Annotated in this window: 13 protein-coding genes; 9 read left to right on the top strand and 4 right to left on the bottom strand. The window is 68.6% G+C overall.

Annotated features, from left to right (window positions below; genetic code table 11):
- Positions 1-48: 48 nt before the first annotated feature.
- Positions 49-2,268, bottom strand: coding sequence for a TPM domain-containing protein (locus D6T64_RS14420; protein WP_119975373.1), 2,220 nt, complete (start codon positions 2,266-2,268; stop codon positions 49-51).
- Positions 2,269-2,528: 260 nt separating this feature from the next.
- On the opposite strand from D6T64_RS14420, the gene D6T64_RS14425 reads away from it, so the two are divergent.
- Entirely contained in the window at positions 2,529-3,362 is an 834-nt protein-coding gene (locus D6T64_RS14425) for a gamma-glutamyl-gamma-aminobutyrate hydrolase family protein (protein ID WP_233551189.1), read from the top strand.
- Positions 3,363-3,734: 372 nt separating this feature from the next.
- Here D6T64_RS14425 and D6T64_RS14430 read toward each other — a convergent pair whose 3' ends face one another.
- The 3 genes from D6T64_RS14430 to D6T64_RS14440 are packed head-to-tail and all read right to left on the bottom strand — an operon-like array spanning position 3,735 to position 7,717.
- Positions 3,735-4,979 carry a trans-sulfuration enzyme family protein gene (locus D6T64_RS14430; protein ID WP_119975375.1) on the bottom strand — a complete coding sequence of 415 codons (1,245 nt, stop codon included), beginning with the start codon at positions 4,977-4,979 and terminating at the stop codon, positions 3,735-3,737.
- Positions 4,980-4,988: 9 nt separating this feature from the next.
- On the bottom strand, positions 4,989-6,515 hold the full coding sequence (hemG, locus tag D6T64_RS14435) for a protoporphyrinogen oxidase (protein WP_119975376.1): 1,527 nt from the start codon (positions 6,513-6,515) through the stop codon (positions 4,989-4,991).
- 32 nt (positions 6,516-6,547) lie between these two features.
- Positions 6,548-7,717, bottom strand: a complete 1,170-nt coding sequence (locus tag D6T64_RS14440) for a TIGR04053 family radical SAM/SPASM domain-containing protein (protein WP_119975377.1) — start codon at positions 7,715-7,717, stop codon at positions 6,548-6,550.
- 201 nt (positions 7,718-7,918) lie between these two features.
- Here D6T64_RS14440 and D6T64_RS14445 point away from each other — a divergent pair, with 201 nt between their 5' ends.
- The 8 genes from D6T64_RS14445 (at position 7,919) to D6T64_RS14480 (ending at position 14,367) form a co-directional block, all read left to right on the top strand.
- Positions 7,919-8,278 (top strand): iron chaperone, encoded by a 360-nt coding sequence (locus tag D6T64_RS14445; RefSeq protein ID WP_119975378.1) that lies wholly within the window; start codon positions 7,919-7,921, stop codon positions 8,276-8,278.
- 80 nt (positions 8,279-8,358) lie between these two features.
- The gene (locus D6T64_RS14450; protein WP_119975379.1) at positions 8,359-8,622 is read left to right on the top strand and encodes a hypothetical protein; all 264 of its coding nucleotides are present in this window, start codon (positions 8,359-8,361) and stop codon (positions 8,620-8,622) included.
- The gene (locus tag D6T64_RS14455) at positions 8,619-9,116 is read left to right on the top strand and encodes a 2'-5' RNA ligase family protein (protein WP_119975380.1); all 498 of its coding nucleotides are present in this window, start codon (positions 8,619-8,621) and stop codon (positions 9,114-9,116) included. The genes D6T64_RS14450 and D6T64_RS14455 overlap by 4 nt, the downstream gene beginning before the upstream one ends.
- 88 nt (positions 9,117-9,204) lie before the next feature.
- On the top strand, positions 9,205-9,906 hold the full coding sequence (locus tag D6T64_RS14460; protein WP_119975381.1) for an alpha/beta fold hydrolase: 702 nt from the start codon (positions 9,205-9,207) through the stop codon (positions 9,904-9,906).
- Positions 9,907-10,167: 261 nt separating this feature from the next.
- A complete protein-coding gene (locus D6T64_RS14465) occupies positions 10,168-11,784 on the top strand; it encodes an isocitrate lyase (protein ID WP_119975382.1) in 1,617 nt (538 codons plus the stop codon).
- A gap of 198 nt (positions 11,785-11,982) precedes the next feature.
- Positions 11,983-12,528: a hypothetical protein gene (locus tag D6T64_RS14470; RefSeq protein WP_119975383.1), complete on the top strand. Its 546-nt coding sequence runs from the start codon at positions 11,983-11,985 to the stop codon at positions 12,526-12,528.
- 106 nt (positions 12,529-12,634) lie between these two features.
- Complete coding sequence (locus D6T64_RS14475; protein WP_119975384.1) at positions 12,635-13,036, top strand: YciI family protein; 402 nt, start codon at positions 12,635-12,637, stop codon at positions 13,034-13,036.
- Between the two features lie 32 nt (positions 13,037-13,068).
- Positions 13,069-14,367: an RNA polymerase sigma factor gene (locus D6T64_RS14480; protein ID WP_233551191.1), complete on the top strand. Its 1,299-nt coding sequence runs from the start codon at positions 13,069-13,071 to the stop codon at positions 14,365-14,367.
- The last annotated feature ends 69 nt before the right edge of the window (positions 14,368-14,436 follow it).

Raw genomic sequence — 14,436 nt, forward strand, 5'->3', positions numbered from 1 at the left:
AAGTTGTGTGCAGGGAGGGGAGAGGAGGGGCGGGTTATTCGGTGCCGGTTAGAAGCGGCCGCCGCCGCCGCGCCGGGATCGGGTTCCGCCGCCGCCGAAGCTGCCGGGGCTGCCGAAGCCGCCGCCGCCGCCACGACGGCCGCCGCCTCCGCCACCGAACATGCCGCCGCCTCCGCCGAACATACCGCCGCCTCGGTTACCGCCTCCGCCGAGCAGCGAGCCGATCAGCAGGCCGCCGAGCACCGCGCCCATCGAGCCCGACCCGCCCTGCTGGCCGCCGTACTGCTGGCCGCCCTGGCCGCCGAACTGGCCACCGGGCCCGCCCTGGGAGAACGTATTCACGTCGGACTGGGCCAGGGCGAGCGACTCTGCCGCGAGGGCATGGGCGCGTTGGGCGTAGGCGAGCGCCTTCGGTGCGTCGGAGGGGGCGGTGGCTTCGGCGAGTGAGAGGTGTCGGCTCGCCTCGGCCAGGCGGGTGCGGGCGGTCGCGCCGACGCCGCCGCGCCGGGCGGTGATGAAATCGTGTGCGGCCGAGATCTGGCTGCGCGCCACGAGCAGGGTCTGGGCGAGGGCGGACTGCGCCCGCTGCGCGAGGGCCGCGGCGTCGCGCACGTCCTGCAGGGCGTCATCCATCTGGCTGTTCGCGGTTTCGAGGCGGGTGGCGAGGTCGATCGGATCCGTGCGACCGGCCTCGCCCAGGGCGGCGGTCACCCGGTTCACCGCCTGCTCGCTCGCGGCGATCGCACCGGGCAGGGCGGCGGATGCCGCGCCCGGGCCGCCGGTCGGCAGCCCGCGGGCGGTCACGAGGTCGGATTCGAGGTCACGCAGCGCCGGAATGACTGTCGCAGCGGCCGCCGCGAGCTCGGCGGCGCGCCGGTCGATGGCGCCCAGCAGCAGGGCGGCCTGGTCGACCGCTTCTTCGGCGGCGCGGATGCCGATGGCCGCCGCTCCGGGGTTGATTCCGGTCGGTGCGTCGGCGCCGGCCGTATCGGCGGCCTCTGTCGGAGCGGGGGCGGGCACCGGGTCGATCCCGAGTTCCACCCGGGCATCGGCAAGTTCGGCGGCGGCGAAGCTCATCCGGTCGCGGGCCTGCTCGATGTTGTCGGCGACCGGAGCCAGGGCGCTCGCACTGTACTGCTGGCCGAGCTTCGTGAGGGTGTTCGCGGCCGCGTCGACGCGGCCGGTGAGCGCCGCCAGTTCTGCGGCGACGGATGCCGCGGCCTCGGGCGCGCGCGCCTCCAGCTGGCGTAGCTCGTCGAAGTCCTCGGCTTCGGCGTCGAGTCCCGCGTTGGCTCGCGCGCACAGGTCGATGATCTCGGAGTACCAGGCCCGGCGCTGTTCGTCGGAGTCGGGTTCGACGTCGTCGAGTTTCTGCTGCAGGGTGAAGGCACGCAGCAGCTGGGACTCGGCGTCGTCGAGGGCCGCGCGGAATGCGACGGTGGCCTCGGTTCCGTAGGAGGCGACCGCGAAGCCGAGTTCTTCCTCGCTGGTCTTCACGGCGTCGTCGGTGTGCACGAGGGCGCTGCCGGCCTGCTGTTTGAGCTGGTCCAGCGGGATCAGCGCAACCGGCGGCGGTCCGGCGACACGGCCGCGCGCGCCGGCGCCAGGGCCGGCCTGGCTGCGGCGGCGTAGCAGCACGATCGTGAGCACGACCAGCGCGGCCAGCCCCAGGGCGATGACCCAGAACGCACCGGAGCCCGAACTTGCGGTCGACGTGCCCGAGCCGGAATCGTTCGGCGCAGAACCCGAACCCGAGCCGGAGGTGTCGCCGTTCATGCTCGCCGCGATGCCCTCGGCCGCTCCGATGGCGGCGCCGGCCCAGTCGTCTTCCCGCAGGTACGGCTCGATCGCGGACGATTCCAGGTCGGCGAGCTGGGCATCCGTCAGGGCGAAGCTGGATTCCACCGACACCTCGTATTGCCGGTCTTCGGTCGCAACCGCGAGCAGGATGTCATTGGTACCGAGCCCATTGTCGATCGCGGTCTGGTCAGACCACCGGGTCTGGCCGGAAACGCCGGTGAAGCTGTCGACAAAGACGACGTAGAGGTCGACCCGGGTGTCGTTGTAGAGGGTGTCGAGGGCGGCCGTGACCTCGGACTCGCGCTCGCCGAGGGCGCCGACCTCGTCGACGATATTGCTGGACCCGAAACGCACCGGTTCAGCGGCCTGGGCCGGCGTGGGCAGCAGCAGTGTCGGCACTGCCAGGGTCAGCGTCACTGTGAGGGCGGCCAGCATGAGGCCTGCACCGATCGATAACCGTGCCCGCATTGGTCTGCTTTCTCCCCGATGAAACCGTGTGTGTCCTGGTAGTTCGTGACGCTTCTTCGCTGATGCAGGACACCCCTGGTCGAGCATAGAGCGCTCGTCTGAACGAGTCTAGGAAGTCCCGCTGAACAGGGACTGTGCCGAGGTTGCGCCGAGGAGCCTCCGGGCAGCACCGCAAGATGACCGCCTGTTACGGGCGAAAGTCGCGCCCGTGGCATCCGCTGTCCAGACTGTAGGAACACCTCAAACCGGATGGAGTTGACATGACCACACTCACAGGAGCACGTGACATGGCGGCGTCCGCCGGTACCGCTTCCTCGGACAGCGCCGGGCAGCCCCGCCTGGCCGTCATCGAGGTCACCGGGCACCGACCCGACCGGCCCGAGTATCACGCCAAGGTGCAGGTGCTGAATGCCCGCGTCGCCAGCGACGCCGCGTCCGCCGGCTGGCAGGTCACGCGCATCGCCGCCGCCGACGTCACCCCGGCCGCACTGCTGGCCGCGACGACGGATGCCGACGCCATCGTGATCGTCGGAGGCGAAGACATCACGCCCCGCTTCTACGGCGGCAGCACCGGCTACGAAGCCGAAACCCACCACTTCGCCATCGCCGACGAGGGCCAGATCGCCCTCGTGCGCCGGGCCGCCCGACTCGGAACACCGCTGCTCGGCATCTGCCGCGGCCTGCAGATCATCAACGTCGCCCTCGGTGGCAGTATCGACCAGCACATCGACGACGGCATCCACCGCAATGTCGGCGTGCCGATCGACGAGATCCTGTCGACCCACGATGTGACGCTCGGCGTCGGGAGCGGCCTCGTCGCAAGCCTCGGCGGCACCCAGATCGTCGTGCAGAGCGCTCACCATCAGAGTGTGGCCCGGCTCGGTGCCGGCCTCGTCGCTGCCGCGTTCGCCCCCGACGGTCTGGTCGAGGCTGTGGAACACGTGACCGCGCCGATCACCGGTGTGCAGTGGCATCCCGAAGCTCCGGATGCCCCGGCACAGCAGCTTCCGCTGCTGCTCGCCGCGCTGCGTGCCGGCGTCACGGCCGGCGTCACGGCCGGCGCCGTGGGCACCGTGGAGCTCGTCGCCGCTTAGGCGCCACCGGGCACCCTTGTCGTAGCCTGCCGCCGCCCAGGGCGCAGCGACGGATGTCGCAGCATCCGTCGCCGAAAATGGCCCGCTTGCCAGCCGCGCAGACCTCACACGATGCCGTGCGCGTGCCGTGCGCGTGCCGTGACGGGTCTGATCCGGCTGCGCTCGATAAGTGCACCTCGTCAGGCTCGTGCGCCCGAAAACTGCTCGTGCGCCCGAAAACTGCTCGTGCGCCTGGCCTGCCACGCGCCCGAGCAGTTTTCGGGCGCAGCGACGCGGCGGAGTGCACTTTTCGGGCGCAGCAAGGGCTAGCGGACACAATTCCGCCTGTTCGTGGTGCAGACCAGCCGACCCGACGCGCTCAGCCGACCCCGTTCATCGTGCCGGGCCCTCCGAGCCGTGCGCGGGTGCGGCGGGGAAGGTCGCGTCGAGGGCCGCGGCCAGGTCGCGCACGAGATCGTCGGCGTCTTCGAGCCCCACTGACAGCCGCAGGTGCCCGTACTCGCGAAACTCGGCCGGGTAGGCGGCCACGCGTGGTCCGGAGCCGTCCACGTGCACGATCAGGGTCTCGTCGTGCCCGAGCGACACCGCCGAAGTGATGACGCGCAGGGCCGCGACGAACCGGTTCTGGGTGGCCGTGTCGCCAGCGACGGCGAACGCCATCATGCCGCCGAACCCGCCGGTCAGTTGACGGGCAGCGATCTCGTGCTGCGGATGCGAGGCCAGGCCCGGGTAGACGACATACGCGACCCGTGGGTCGGCCTCGAGAAACTCGGCGACGGTCTGCGCCGACGCGCAGTGCTGCCGCAGCCGCAGCGGCAGGGTGACCGATCCGCGCATGATCAGCCAGGCATTGAACGGGCTGATCACGCCGCCGACATCGACCATCGCGTCGAGCTTGAGGCGGCGAATGAGCGCCTCGCTGCCGATCACCGCGCCGCCCATCGCGTCGCCGTGTCCGTTGATGTACTTGGTGAGGGAGTGCACGACGAGGTCGGCGCCGTGTTCGAGCGGCCGAAACAACGGCGGCGGCGTGAACGTGTTGTCGATCGAGAGCAGCGCCCCGGCCGCGTGGGCGATTCCGGCGATGGCGGCGACATCCGTCACCAGGGTCGTCGGGTTCGCCACGGTCTCGATGTGCACGAGACGGGTTTCGGGGCGGATGGCGGCGCGCACCGCCTCGAGGTCGCTCGCGTCGACGAAGGTCGCCGTGATGCCGTACTTGTCGGGCAGCAGCTCGGTGAAGAGGCGGTGCACCGCCTCGTAGGTCACGTTGGCGACCACGACGTGGTCGCCGGTTTTCAGAAGGGTGAAGAACACCGCATGCAGGGCCGCGACGCCGCTGGCGAGGGCGACCGCGGCTTCACCGTGCTCGAGTACGGCGAGTTTCTGTTCGAGGCCCTGCTGGTTGGTGCCGGTGTTGCGGGTGTAGAGCCCAGGCAGGGCCCCCGACCAGCTCACCTTCGAGGGATCCTCGGGCAGGGCATAGGAGTTCGCCATCACGACCGGGGTGCGCAAAGCTCCGGTTGCGGCATCGATCGTGTTGCCGGCGTGCACCATCTGCGTCGCGAAAGCGAGAGCGGTAGGAGAATGTTTGTCGGGCCGCTCTGCAGATGTCATGCCTTCACGCTATTCCTGCCGGTGGGCCGGCACGCGCAGGTTACGCCCGGCTATGGTCGCTCCGGCCCGATCTTCCCGGCGGGTCGAGGACCGGACCGCGACGATCGCATCCGCGGTGCGTTCGGCGTCGGCGATGCAGCTGGCCAGCCCGACCCCGCGATAGGCGGAGCCGGTGAGGAACAGGCCCGGCAGCGTGGTCAGCTCCTCGGCCATCGCGTCGAGACGCGTCTGGTGGCCGACCAGGTACTGCGGCATGCCCTGGTCCCAGCGCTGCACGAACTGCTCCTGGGGCGTGCCGACCAGTCCCAGTGCGTCCGCGAGCTCGTCGCGCACGCGCCGCACGAGGGTCGAGTCCCTCATGGTCAGCCAACGGTTGTCGCCGTGCCGGCCGACCATGCAGCGCACGAGCACGACGTTGTCATCGGCCAGGTGCGGCCACTTCAGGCTCGACCAGGTGCAGCCGACAATGAGTCGGCCCTCTTCCGGCGGCACCAGAAAGCCGGTGCCGACGAGGTCCGCCGACAAGGCCGACCGGGGGTAGGCGAGACCGATCGTGGCCACGTTGGCGTAGTCGATGCCCTCGAGCAGGGTCGCCAGCTGCGGCGAGGCCGTCGCCACGATCTGCGCGGAGGCGAAGGCCGGTGTCGCCAACACGACGACGTCGGCGGTGAGCACGTCGCCGTCATCCAGGTCGACCCGGTAGCCGCGGGGTGCCGCCGCTGCGGGACCAGCCGCCGGCGTGATGGCGGTGACGGTTCTGCCGCGCCGCACCGTGGCATCCGTCAGGTGCGCTTCGAGCGCGTCGACCAGGCCGCCGAGCCCGCTGTTCAGGGTGACGAGCATCGGGCCGGCGGGGGCGGCTCCGGCCGCACGCTTCGGGCGGTGTCGCAGGCCGAGGTAGAGGCTGCGGTGGGTGCTGGCCAAGGCAGCGATGTCCGGCGCGGTGCTCTGCGCGCTGAGGGTGTCCGCGCGGCCGGCGTGCACTCCGCCGAGTAGCGGTTCGACCAGACGGTTGAAGACCTGGGCGCCCATGCGGGCGCGCACCAGCTCCCCGATCGATGGATCGGCCCCGGCCGCGCGCGGTCGGTTGCGCGGCAGCACCAGGTCGAACGCGGCGCGAGCGAGGCCGAGGGGCGAGAGCAGCCGGGAGCGCACCAGCGGCAGCAGCCCGCCCGGAACGCCGAACATGGTTCCCTCGGGCAGCGAGCGCAGTCGGCCGCGGCTCCAGATGCGGGCGCCGCCGCCATTCGGCGCCACCACCTGGTCGGCCAGGCCGAGGTCGGCGATAAGGGCCGCCGCGACCGGGGCGCGCACCATGAGGGCGTCGGGTCCGGTATCGAGCGGATGCCCCGCCACGATGCGCGTGGAAATCTTGCCACCCAGCCGCTCGGCAGCCTCCACCAGCGTTATCTGCGCCTGGTCGCCGAACCGCCGCTGCAGGTAATAAGCGGTGGTGAGGCCGCTGATGCCGGCCCCGACGATGACGACACGGGTTTGAGCGGGGCGTGCCTCGGGCGGGGCTGTGGTGTGGGTCATGTGTTTCCTTCCGTCAGGCTGGTTCGGGACCGTCACGACTGCACGCGCGCGGGCTCGTAGGCGCAGCTCGGGTCCGCTGCGAGCGGATCACCCGTGACCGCGTAGGCGTGCGAGCGCGACCCGCCGCAGACCGCGCGAAACTCGCAGCGACCGCAGCGACCACCAAAGTTGTCGGGGGAGCGCAGGTCCTGCAAGAGGTCGGCATCCCGGTAGATATCGGAAAACGCCTGGTCCCGCACGCAGCCGACGGCCACCGGCAGAAAACCGCTCGGATAGACCATGCCGACGTGGTCGACGAAAGCGAAACCGCGGCCCGAGTTGACGTCGATCGGCGCGCGTGCCGCGCGTCGCTTCGGTTCGTCACCGGTCAGCAGGGCGGCGGTATCGCGGCGCAGGGCGGCCCGCAGCGGGCCGACCGGGAACGCGCTGTCGAGGTCGGCCCGGTCAGCTAAACCGGCGCGCTGAATGGCGATGCGGCGGTAGTGCGGCGCCTCGGTCGCCTTGATGGCGACAAGCTCGGAAACGTCGTGCATCCAGTGCAGCACCTCTTCCTCCTGCTCGGCACTGAGGGCCTGCAGCAGCTTGCCGCGGCCGGTCGGCACCAGAAAGAAGATGCTCCAGAGAGTGGTGCCGAGCTCGAGCACGGTCTGCAGAATGGCCGGCAGCTCGTGCACGGTGGCGGCGGTGACGGTCGTGTTGATCTGTAGCCGGTAGCCCACGTCCCGCACCAGGCGGGCGGCGACCAGAGTGTCGTCGAAGACGCCGTCCACGCCCCGGAAGGCGTCGTGGGTGGTAGCGGATGCCCCATCCAACGACAACGAGACGGCCTTCGCCCCCGCGTCGTGCAGTTCTTCGAGTACCTCGCGGGTCAGCTTCGGGGTCACCGAGGGGGAGAGAGCCATGCTGAGGCCGAGTGCGGTTCCGTGGGCGACCAGCTCGGGCAGGTCGGCTCGTTCAAACGGGTCGCCGCCGGTCAGCACCACGAGCGGGCGGGGCGTCCCGAACGCGGCGAGATCGTCGAGCAGGGTCTTGCCCTGCGCGGTGGTCAGCTCGAAGGGATTGCGGGTGCGGATGGCGTCGGCACGGCAGTGGGTGCAAACCAGCTGGCAGGCTCGCGTCACTTCCCAGATCACGATGAAGGGCCGCTCGGCAGCGTCGTGGTGCAAGAGGCGCACCGGGCGTTTGTGCGGCGTTTCGGTCATGTGGGGTTCCTCGCCCAGGCCGTGCCGCCAGCGCTGCTGGTGTGGTGGGGCCTGTAGATTCGAGCGGCTCCGAGGGAGTCGGCGTTGCGGATCGCTGTCGACCCGTTTCAATTTTTAGCACGATGGTCCTTTCAAATCGCGAGTGAAGTCCCGGTTTTATTGGATGCCCTACGATGGCGGCATGACGGCCGAGAGGAATCGATGACCGAGGCAGCGCCGGAAAACGTCGACGAGTACGTCGCGGGGTTTCCCCCTGAGGTGAGAGACGTCGTGGAAGCAGTGCGGCAGACCTTGCTGCGCGCGGTGCCGACCGCGGTGGAGTCGATCAGTTACGGCATGCCGACCTACTCGGTGAACGGGCGCCGCGTGCTCTACTTCGCCGGCTGGAAGCACCATGTGGCCCTCTATTCCGTGCCGACGATGGCGCCGACGCTGGAGAAGGAACTGGCGAACTATCGCAAAGCGAAGGGCACTCTTGATTTTTCGCTGACCCGGCCGATGCCCTACGACCTCATCGAGCGGCTCGCCCGTGCGTTGGTCGAGGTGCAGGGCAAACGCTAGAGCCCTGACCCGGCAGTGCGGCGGAACAGGTCAGGATAGGTAAGACTGGGATCTCTTGTACCCCAGCTCTAAGGAACTCCATGATCGATCTGCAGCAGGACGCCGACGGCTACATCCGCATGAACCGCCACTTTCCGAGCACCACGCTCATCACCGTCACGTTCACCGAGGGCGCGCCCGAGGTCTTCACCGGCAAACGCCTGAACGAGATCTACGACGAGGCGATGGCGGAGTTCCGCAGTCAGAACCGCCTCGACGCCAAGGGCTTCAGCCGCGCCCCGGCCAAGACCGTGCAGCCCATGAACAACCTCACTTTCGTAAAAATCGCCCCCACCGCCGCGTGACTTCCGGACAGCAGCGGCTCGTGCTGGTGCTGCCGCTCGAGCCGCTCGCTGTCGGGGACTCATTCGCGGTCGCGGAATGGCCGCTGCACATCACCGTTCTGCCGCCGTTTCTCACCGAGCGCACCGTCGACGACGTTGCCGTGCTGATCGCGGAGGTGGCTGGCACCCAGCCCGAGCTCCGGGCGCGGGCCGGGTCAGCGGCCCTGTTCGGCCGCAAGCACGACATCCCGGTCACGCTCGTCGTCGAGAACCCGGAGCTCACTCTCCTGCACCGCCGACTCGTCGAGGCCGTGCGCCCGCTCGCGGCCCGGCCCGACGAGCCCGCGTTCACCGGGCCCGGGTTTCGGGCCCACATCACGGTCAAGGGCCCTTCCCGGGTCTCCAAGGGTGACGAGCTCATCCTCACCCAGCTTGCCCTCGTCGACATGGCTGCCCGAGCGGATGCCGCGGGCCGCGCCGTGCTGGCCACGCTTCCGCTCCACCGGTTTTCCTGACTGCGGTTCCCTGACGCTGCGGTTCCCCCCGCCGGCGTGCCCTGGGACTGTTCTTCTGATCGGCACCCGCGCAGGGTAGGGTCGCGCCATGAATATCATCCTGGTTCCCGGATTCTGGCTCGACGGTTCGTCGTGGTCCGGGGTCACCCCGGCACTCACGGCGGCGGGACACGCCGTGCAGGCACTCACCCTGCCGGGCCTCGAGTCCGTCGACGCCTCGCGAGCCGGTATCGGGCTGCGCGACCACATCGATGCGGTCGTTGCGGTGATCGATGCCACGGACGACCCGCTGGTGCTCGTGGGTCACTCCGGCGGCGGGGCCGTCATCCACGGTGCCCTCGACGCCAGGCCGCTGCGCGTGGAGCGCGCCGTGTACGTGGACAGCGGTCCGCTCGGCGACGGCGCGTCGATCAACGAGTCCCTGCAGGCCGACGGCGACGACGTCCCGCTGCCGGAGTGGCACGACTTCGACGACGATGACCTGGTCGACCTGACCGACGACCTGCGCGCCGAGTTTCGAGCCCGCGCGATTCCCGAGCCGCGCGGCGTGGTCTCTGAAGCGCAACGCCTCGGCGACGAGCGCCGCTTCGACGTGCCCGTCACCGTGATCGCCTGCGAATTCCCGTCGTCGATGCTCCAGGAGATGATCGAGGCCGGCCACCCCTACGTTGCGGAACTCGCCCGTATCGCCGATGTTGAATACACTGACCTGCCCACCGGCCACTGGCCACAGTTCACCCGCCCCGACGACCTCGCAGCGGCAATCTTGGCTGCCGTCGATCGCGCCTGAGGTTTGCCCACACGACACCGCGCAGACGAAACCGCTCGAACGCCTCCCGAACGGGGGTATTTGCACGTTCTTCTGAGTCCGTCGACTCGACTCCCGACGACTTTCTTCTCAAACGCAGAAGAACGGCAAAAGTTCTGTTGAGAATTCCGGGTGGGGCCCGGTGAGGGTGCGCCACTCTTGACTTAGCAGCCGATAGCGGGCCGCGAAAGCCCAGCCAAATGCTCACACCTCGCAAGTTCCTCACAAGTCGAAGGAAAATAAATGACTGTCTACAATGACGACATCGTGGCCGTCGAAGCCCTGAAGCAGGCGTCCGGAAGCAGCTGGGACGCCATCAACCCGGAGTCCGTCGCCCGCATGCGCGCCCAGAACCGGTTCAAGACCGGCCTCGAGATCGCGCAGTACACGGCCGACATCATGCGCAAGGACATGCTGGAATACGACGCAGACTCCTCCGTGTACACGCAGTCGCTGGGTGTCTGGCACGGCTTCATCGGCCAGCAGAAGATGATCTCGATCAAGAAGCACCTCAAGACCACCAACAAGCGTTACCTCTACCTGTCCGGCTGGATGGTCGCCGCGCTGCGCAGCGAGTTCGGCCCGCTCCCCGACCAGTCGATGCACGAGAAGACGGCCGTTCCCGCGCTCGTCGGGGAACTGTACACGTTCCTCCGCCAGGCGGATGCCCGCGAGCTCGACCTGCTCTTCACGGCCCTCGACAACGCCCGCATCGTGGGCGACGACGCCAAGATCGCCGCGCTGACCGACAAGATCGACAACTTCGAGACCCACGTCGTTCCGATCATCGCGGACATCGACGCCGGTTTCGGAAACCCGGAGGCCACCTACCTTCTCGCCAAGAAAATGATCGAGGCCGGCGCCTGCGCCATCCAGATCGAGAACCAGGTTTCCGACGAGAAGCAGTGCGGCCACCAGGACGGTAAAGTCACGGTTCCCCACGAAGACTTCATCGCCAAGATCAACGCTGTTCGTTACGCGTTCCTTGAGCTGGGAATTGAGAACGGCATCATCGTCTCCCGCACCGACTCGCTCGGTGCCGGACTCACGCAGAAGCTCGCCGTGACCAACGAGCCCGGCGACCTGGGCGACCAGTACAACTCCTTCCTCGACGTCGACGAGATCACCGAAGCCGAACTCGGCAACGGTGATGTCGTCATCAAGCGCGACGGCAAGCTGCTGCGCCCGAAGCGTCTGGCCAGCAACCTGTTCCAGTTCCGCGCCGGAACCGGCGAAGCCCGCTGCGTGCTCGACAGCATCACGTCGCTGCGCAACGGAGCCGACCTGCTCTGGATCGAAACCGAGAAGCCGCACATCGGTCAGATCGCCGCGATGATGAACGAAGTTCGCAAGGAGATCCCGAACGCCAAGCTGGTCTACAACAACAGCCCATCGTTCAACTGGACCCTCAACTTCCGCCAGCAGGCCTACGACGCGCTGCTCGCCGAGGGCAAGGATGTCTCCGCTTACGACCGTGCCAAGCTCATGAGCGTCGACTACGACGAGACTGAACTGGCGCTCAACGCCGACGAGAAAATCCGCACTTTCCAGCGGGACAGCTCGAAAGAGGCTGGTATCTTCCACCACCTCATCACCCTGCCGACGTACCACACGGCAGCACTCTCCACCGATGACCTGGCCAAGGGCTACTTCGCCGACCAGGGCATGCTCGCCTACGTCAAGGGCGTGCAGCGTCGCGAGATCCGCGAGGGAATCGCCACGGTCAAGCACCAGAACATGTCTGGTTCGGACCTGGGTGACAACCACAAGGAGTACTTCGCCGGTGCAGCCGCGCTGAAGGCTGGCGGCGTGAACAACACGAGCAACCAGTTCGACGAACCGGCTCTCGCGAGCCACTAGCTCCAGAGCAGTACCAGCTCCAGAAACACGGCCACACGGCCTGAACACAGAAGCCCCGGTCATCGACCGGGGCTTCTGCGTCGTTGCCGCGGCACGATTGGCCGGGGTGTCGGTCGCGAAGTCGACCAGGGCCTGTTCGGCCATATCCAGGTCGTCGCTGGTGGCCCGCGGGGCGGCCTGGGCCAGGTTCTGGGTGATGTGGCCGGCGGAGTCGACGGTCACCGCTCCGGCGTCGAGGGCGGCGGCGACCTGCGGGTATTCGGGCGGCATCCGTTCACCGAGCAGGCTTACCCGCGGCCGGGTCGCCGACCCGACCCTGCAGAGCCGGCTGGCTTCGCCCATCGAGATCTGGTAGACGTCGGTCAGCAGTACGCGCGCGTTGCGGCACCCGGTTTTCGCCGCGATACCGTGCGCGCCCGAGTCGTGCATGAACCGGTCGGTCAGCTCGCCCGCGGCCCACGCCGCGAGGGCCTCGACCTGCCGTTTCGCGGCGAAGATCGCGTCCGTGACCGTGAGCAGCTCGGCGTCGGTCATGCCCTGCAGATCGCGAGCGGCACTAACCCCATCTTCGTCGCAACTGAACCGCCCGCCGACCGCCGCGGCGACAGCAGCGGCGACGACCGCGGTGCTGTCCTGGAGGGCGTCGGTCGAGGTTGTCATAGTGAAATTTTCTCACGAGCCACCGACATTGCCCCGGACACTGCCTCCGACAAAAACGCCATGGTCAGGGCTTCCTGTGGATAACTCGTTCTCTCCGCGCCCTGTGGATAACTGTCGCTCACAACGTGTCGATCGAGGCCTGTCTCAATCGTCACCCCCATGTCACTATCAACTGAAGCGAGAGGACACCATGCAGTATTCACTACTCGTCATGAGCCAGGAAGCCGGCGACGCCGAGGTGAGCGAGGAGGCTATGGACTGGGGGCGCGCGGCGTTCGATGCCTACGCGAAATCGCTTGATGCCGCGGGCGTCCTGATCTCTGCCGACATTCTGCAACCGGTCGCGGTGGCGACCACGATCTCCGTGCGCGACGGGGCCCTCACCGTGCAGGATGGACCGTTTGCCGTCACCAAGGAGCGCCTCAACGGCACCTTCGTCGTCGAGGTGCCGGACCTGGACGCGGCCATCGGCTGGGCCGCGAAATGCCCGGGCGCCCAGTACGGTGCGGTCGAGATTCGCCCGTCTGCCGTCGTCTTTCGGGACGGTGCCTGGCACAGCCTGGTCAGCCCGTCGACGGCGACGACAGCCTGAACGACGGCGGAAACGGGAGCCTGAACGCAGGCGTGAACGCAGGCCCAGGACAGAACACGGGACAGGCGGCGGATCGTCGCGCTGACCAGCGCACGAATGCTCGGGCGCGGGCCGAGCAGGTCGCCCGCGACTCTTACGGGCGCCTTCTCGCGGTGCTCGCCGCACCCACCGGCGACATTCCCGCGGCCGAAGACGCCCTCGCCGATGCCTTTGTGCAGGCCCTCGTGTCCTGGCCGGGCTCAGGCATCCCCGACAACCCGCAGGGCTGGCTGGTGACCGTGGCACGGAATCGCCTGCGTGATCGGTGGAAATCGGCTGAGACCCAACGCACCATGCCGCTGAGCGAGCAGAAGAGCGCCCGCGGGCTGGATGCTGATGTGGGCGATCGCGGTGTGCTCGAGTATCTCGACGTGGACCGGATCGGCGATAAACGCCTGGAACTTCTCTTCGTGTGTGGGCACCCGGCAATCGATCCGGGCATCCGTACCCCGCTGATGCTGCAGACGGTGCTCGGCGTCGATTCGGCGCGCATCGCGGTGGTGTTCCACCTCTCGCCAGCCGCGCTCACGCAGCGGCTCGTGCGGGCCAAGCGGCGCATCCGTGATGCGCGGATCCCGTTCGTCGTGCCGGGGCGAGCCGATCTGCCTGATCGCCTGCCAGCTGTGCTCGAGGTGATTTACGGGGCCTACGCCATCGATTGGCAGTCGGCTGCCTCCAGGCAGGTCGATTCGCTTGCCGGTGAGGCGCTGTATCTGGCCGTGACCCTGGCCACCCTGCTGCCGCGTGACGCCGAGGTGCTCGGGCTGGCCGCGCTGCTCTCGTTCTCGCTGGCCCGAGCTCCTGCGCGTTTCTCGCCGACGGGCGAGCCCCTCCCGCTCGACGAGCAGGATCCGGCCCGTTGGGATATCGCGCTCGTGGGCCAGGGCGAGGTCTTCCTGCGCCGCGCCCACGGTCTCGGCTCGATCGGCCGGTTCCAGCTGGAGGCGGCGATCGAATCCGTGCACGCCGACCGGGCCCGGTCGGGCACCACGGACCGCCCAGCCCTGAAAAAGCTGCATCAGGCCCTCGTGCGGCTCGCCCCCACCCTCGGTGCCCGCGTCGCCCTGAGCGTCGCGGTCGGGGACGTCGACGGAGCGGAAGCCGGCCTGCACGCCCTGAACGACGTCGAGGGTGCCGATGATTTTCAACCGGCGTGGGCAGCCCGGGCCTTCCTGCTGGCGCAGGCCGGCCGGACTCCCGAGGCTCGTCGCGCCTACGATCGGGCGATCACCCTGACAGCGGATGCCGGCACCCGGGTGCGACTGCAGCACACTCGAGACGGCCTCGCGTGAGCGCAGTCCTGAATCGGCGCTGAATCCGAGCCGAATTGGCGCCGAATCGGCGCTCAGGCCATAATTCAC

The sequence above is a fragment of the Cryobacterium melibiosiphilum genome (genome assembly GCF_003602235.1).
GTDB lineage: Bacteria > Actinomycetota > Actinomycetes > Actinomycetales > Microbacteriaceae > Cryobacterium > Cryobacterium melibiosiphilum.

What these genes read in the sequence shown, in the direction of transcription:
- D6T64_RS14425 (WP_233551189.1), top strand. Translation starts at nt 2,529, where the DNA reads ATGACCACACTCACAGGAGCACGTGACATGGCGGCGTCCGCCGGTACC.
- D6T64_RS14450 (WP_119975379.1), top strand. Translation starts at nt 8,359, where the DNA reads ATGATCGATCTGCAGCAGGACGCCGACGGCTACATCCGCATGAACCGC.
- D6T64_RS14440 (WP_119975377.1), bottom strand. Translation starts at nt 7,717, where the DNA reads ATGACCGAAACGCCGCACAAACGCCCGGTGCGCCTCTTGCACCACGAC.
- D6T64_RS14420 (WP_119975373.1), bottom strand. Translation starts at nt 2,268, where the DNA reads ATGCGGGCACGGTTATCGATCGGTGCAGGCCTCATGCTGGCCGCCCTC.
- D6T64_RS14465 (WP_119975382.1), top strand. Translation starts at nt 10,168, where the DNA reads ATGACTGTCTACAATGACGACATCGTGGCCGTCGAAGCCCTGAAGCAG.
- D6T64_RS14445 (WP_119975378.1), top strand. Translation starts at nt 7,919, where the DNA reads ATGACCGAGGCAGCGCCGGAAAACGTCGACGAGTACGTCGCGGGGTTT.
- D6T64_RS14430 (WP_119975375.1), bottom strand. Translation starts at nt 4,979, where the DNA reads ATGACATCTGCAGAGCGGCCCGACAAACATTCTCCTACCGCTCTCGCT.
- D6T64_RS14460 (WP_119975381.1), top strand. Translation starts at nt 9,205, where the DNA reads ATGAATATCATCCTGGTTCCCGGATTCTGGCTCGACGGTTCGTCGTGG.
- hemG (WP_119975376.1), bottom strand. Translation starts at nt 6,515, where the DNA reads ATGACCCACACCACAGCCCCGCCCGAGGCACGCCCCGCTCAAACCCGT.
- D6T64_RS14475 (WP_119975384.1), top strand. Translation starts at nt 12,635, where the DNA reads ATGCAGTATTCACTACTCGTCATGAGCCAGGAAGCCGGCGACGCCGAG.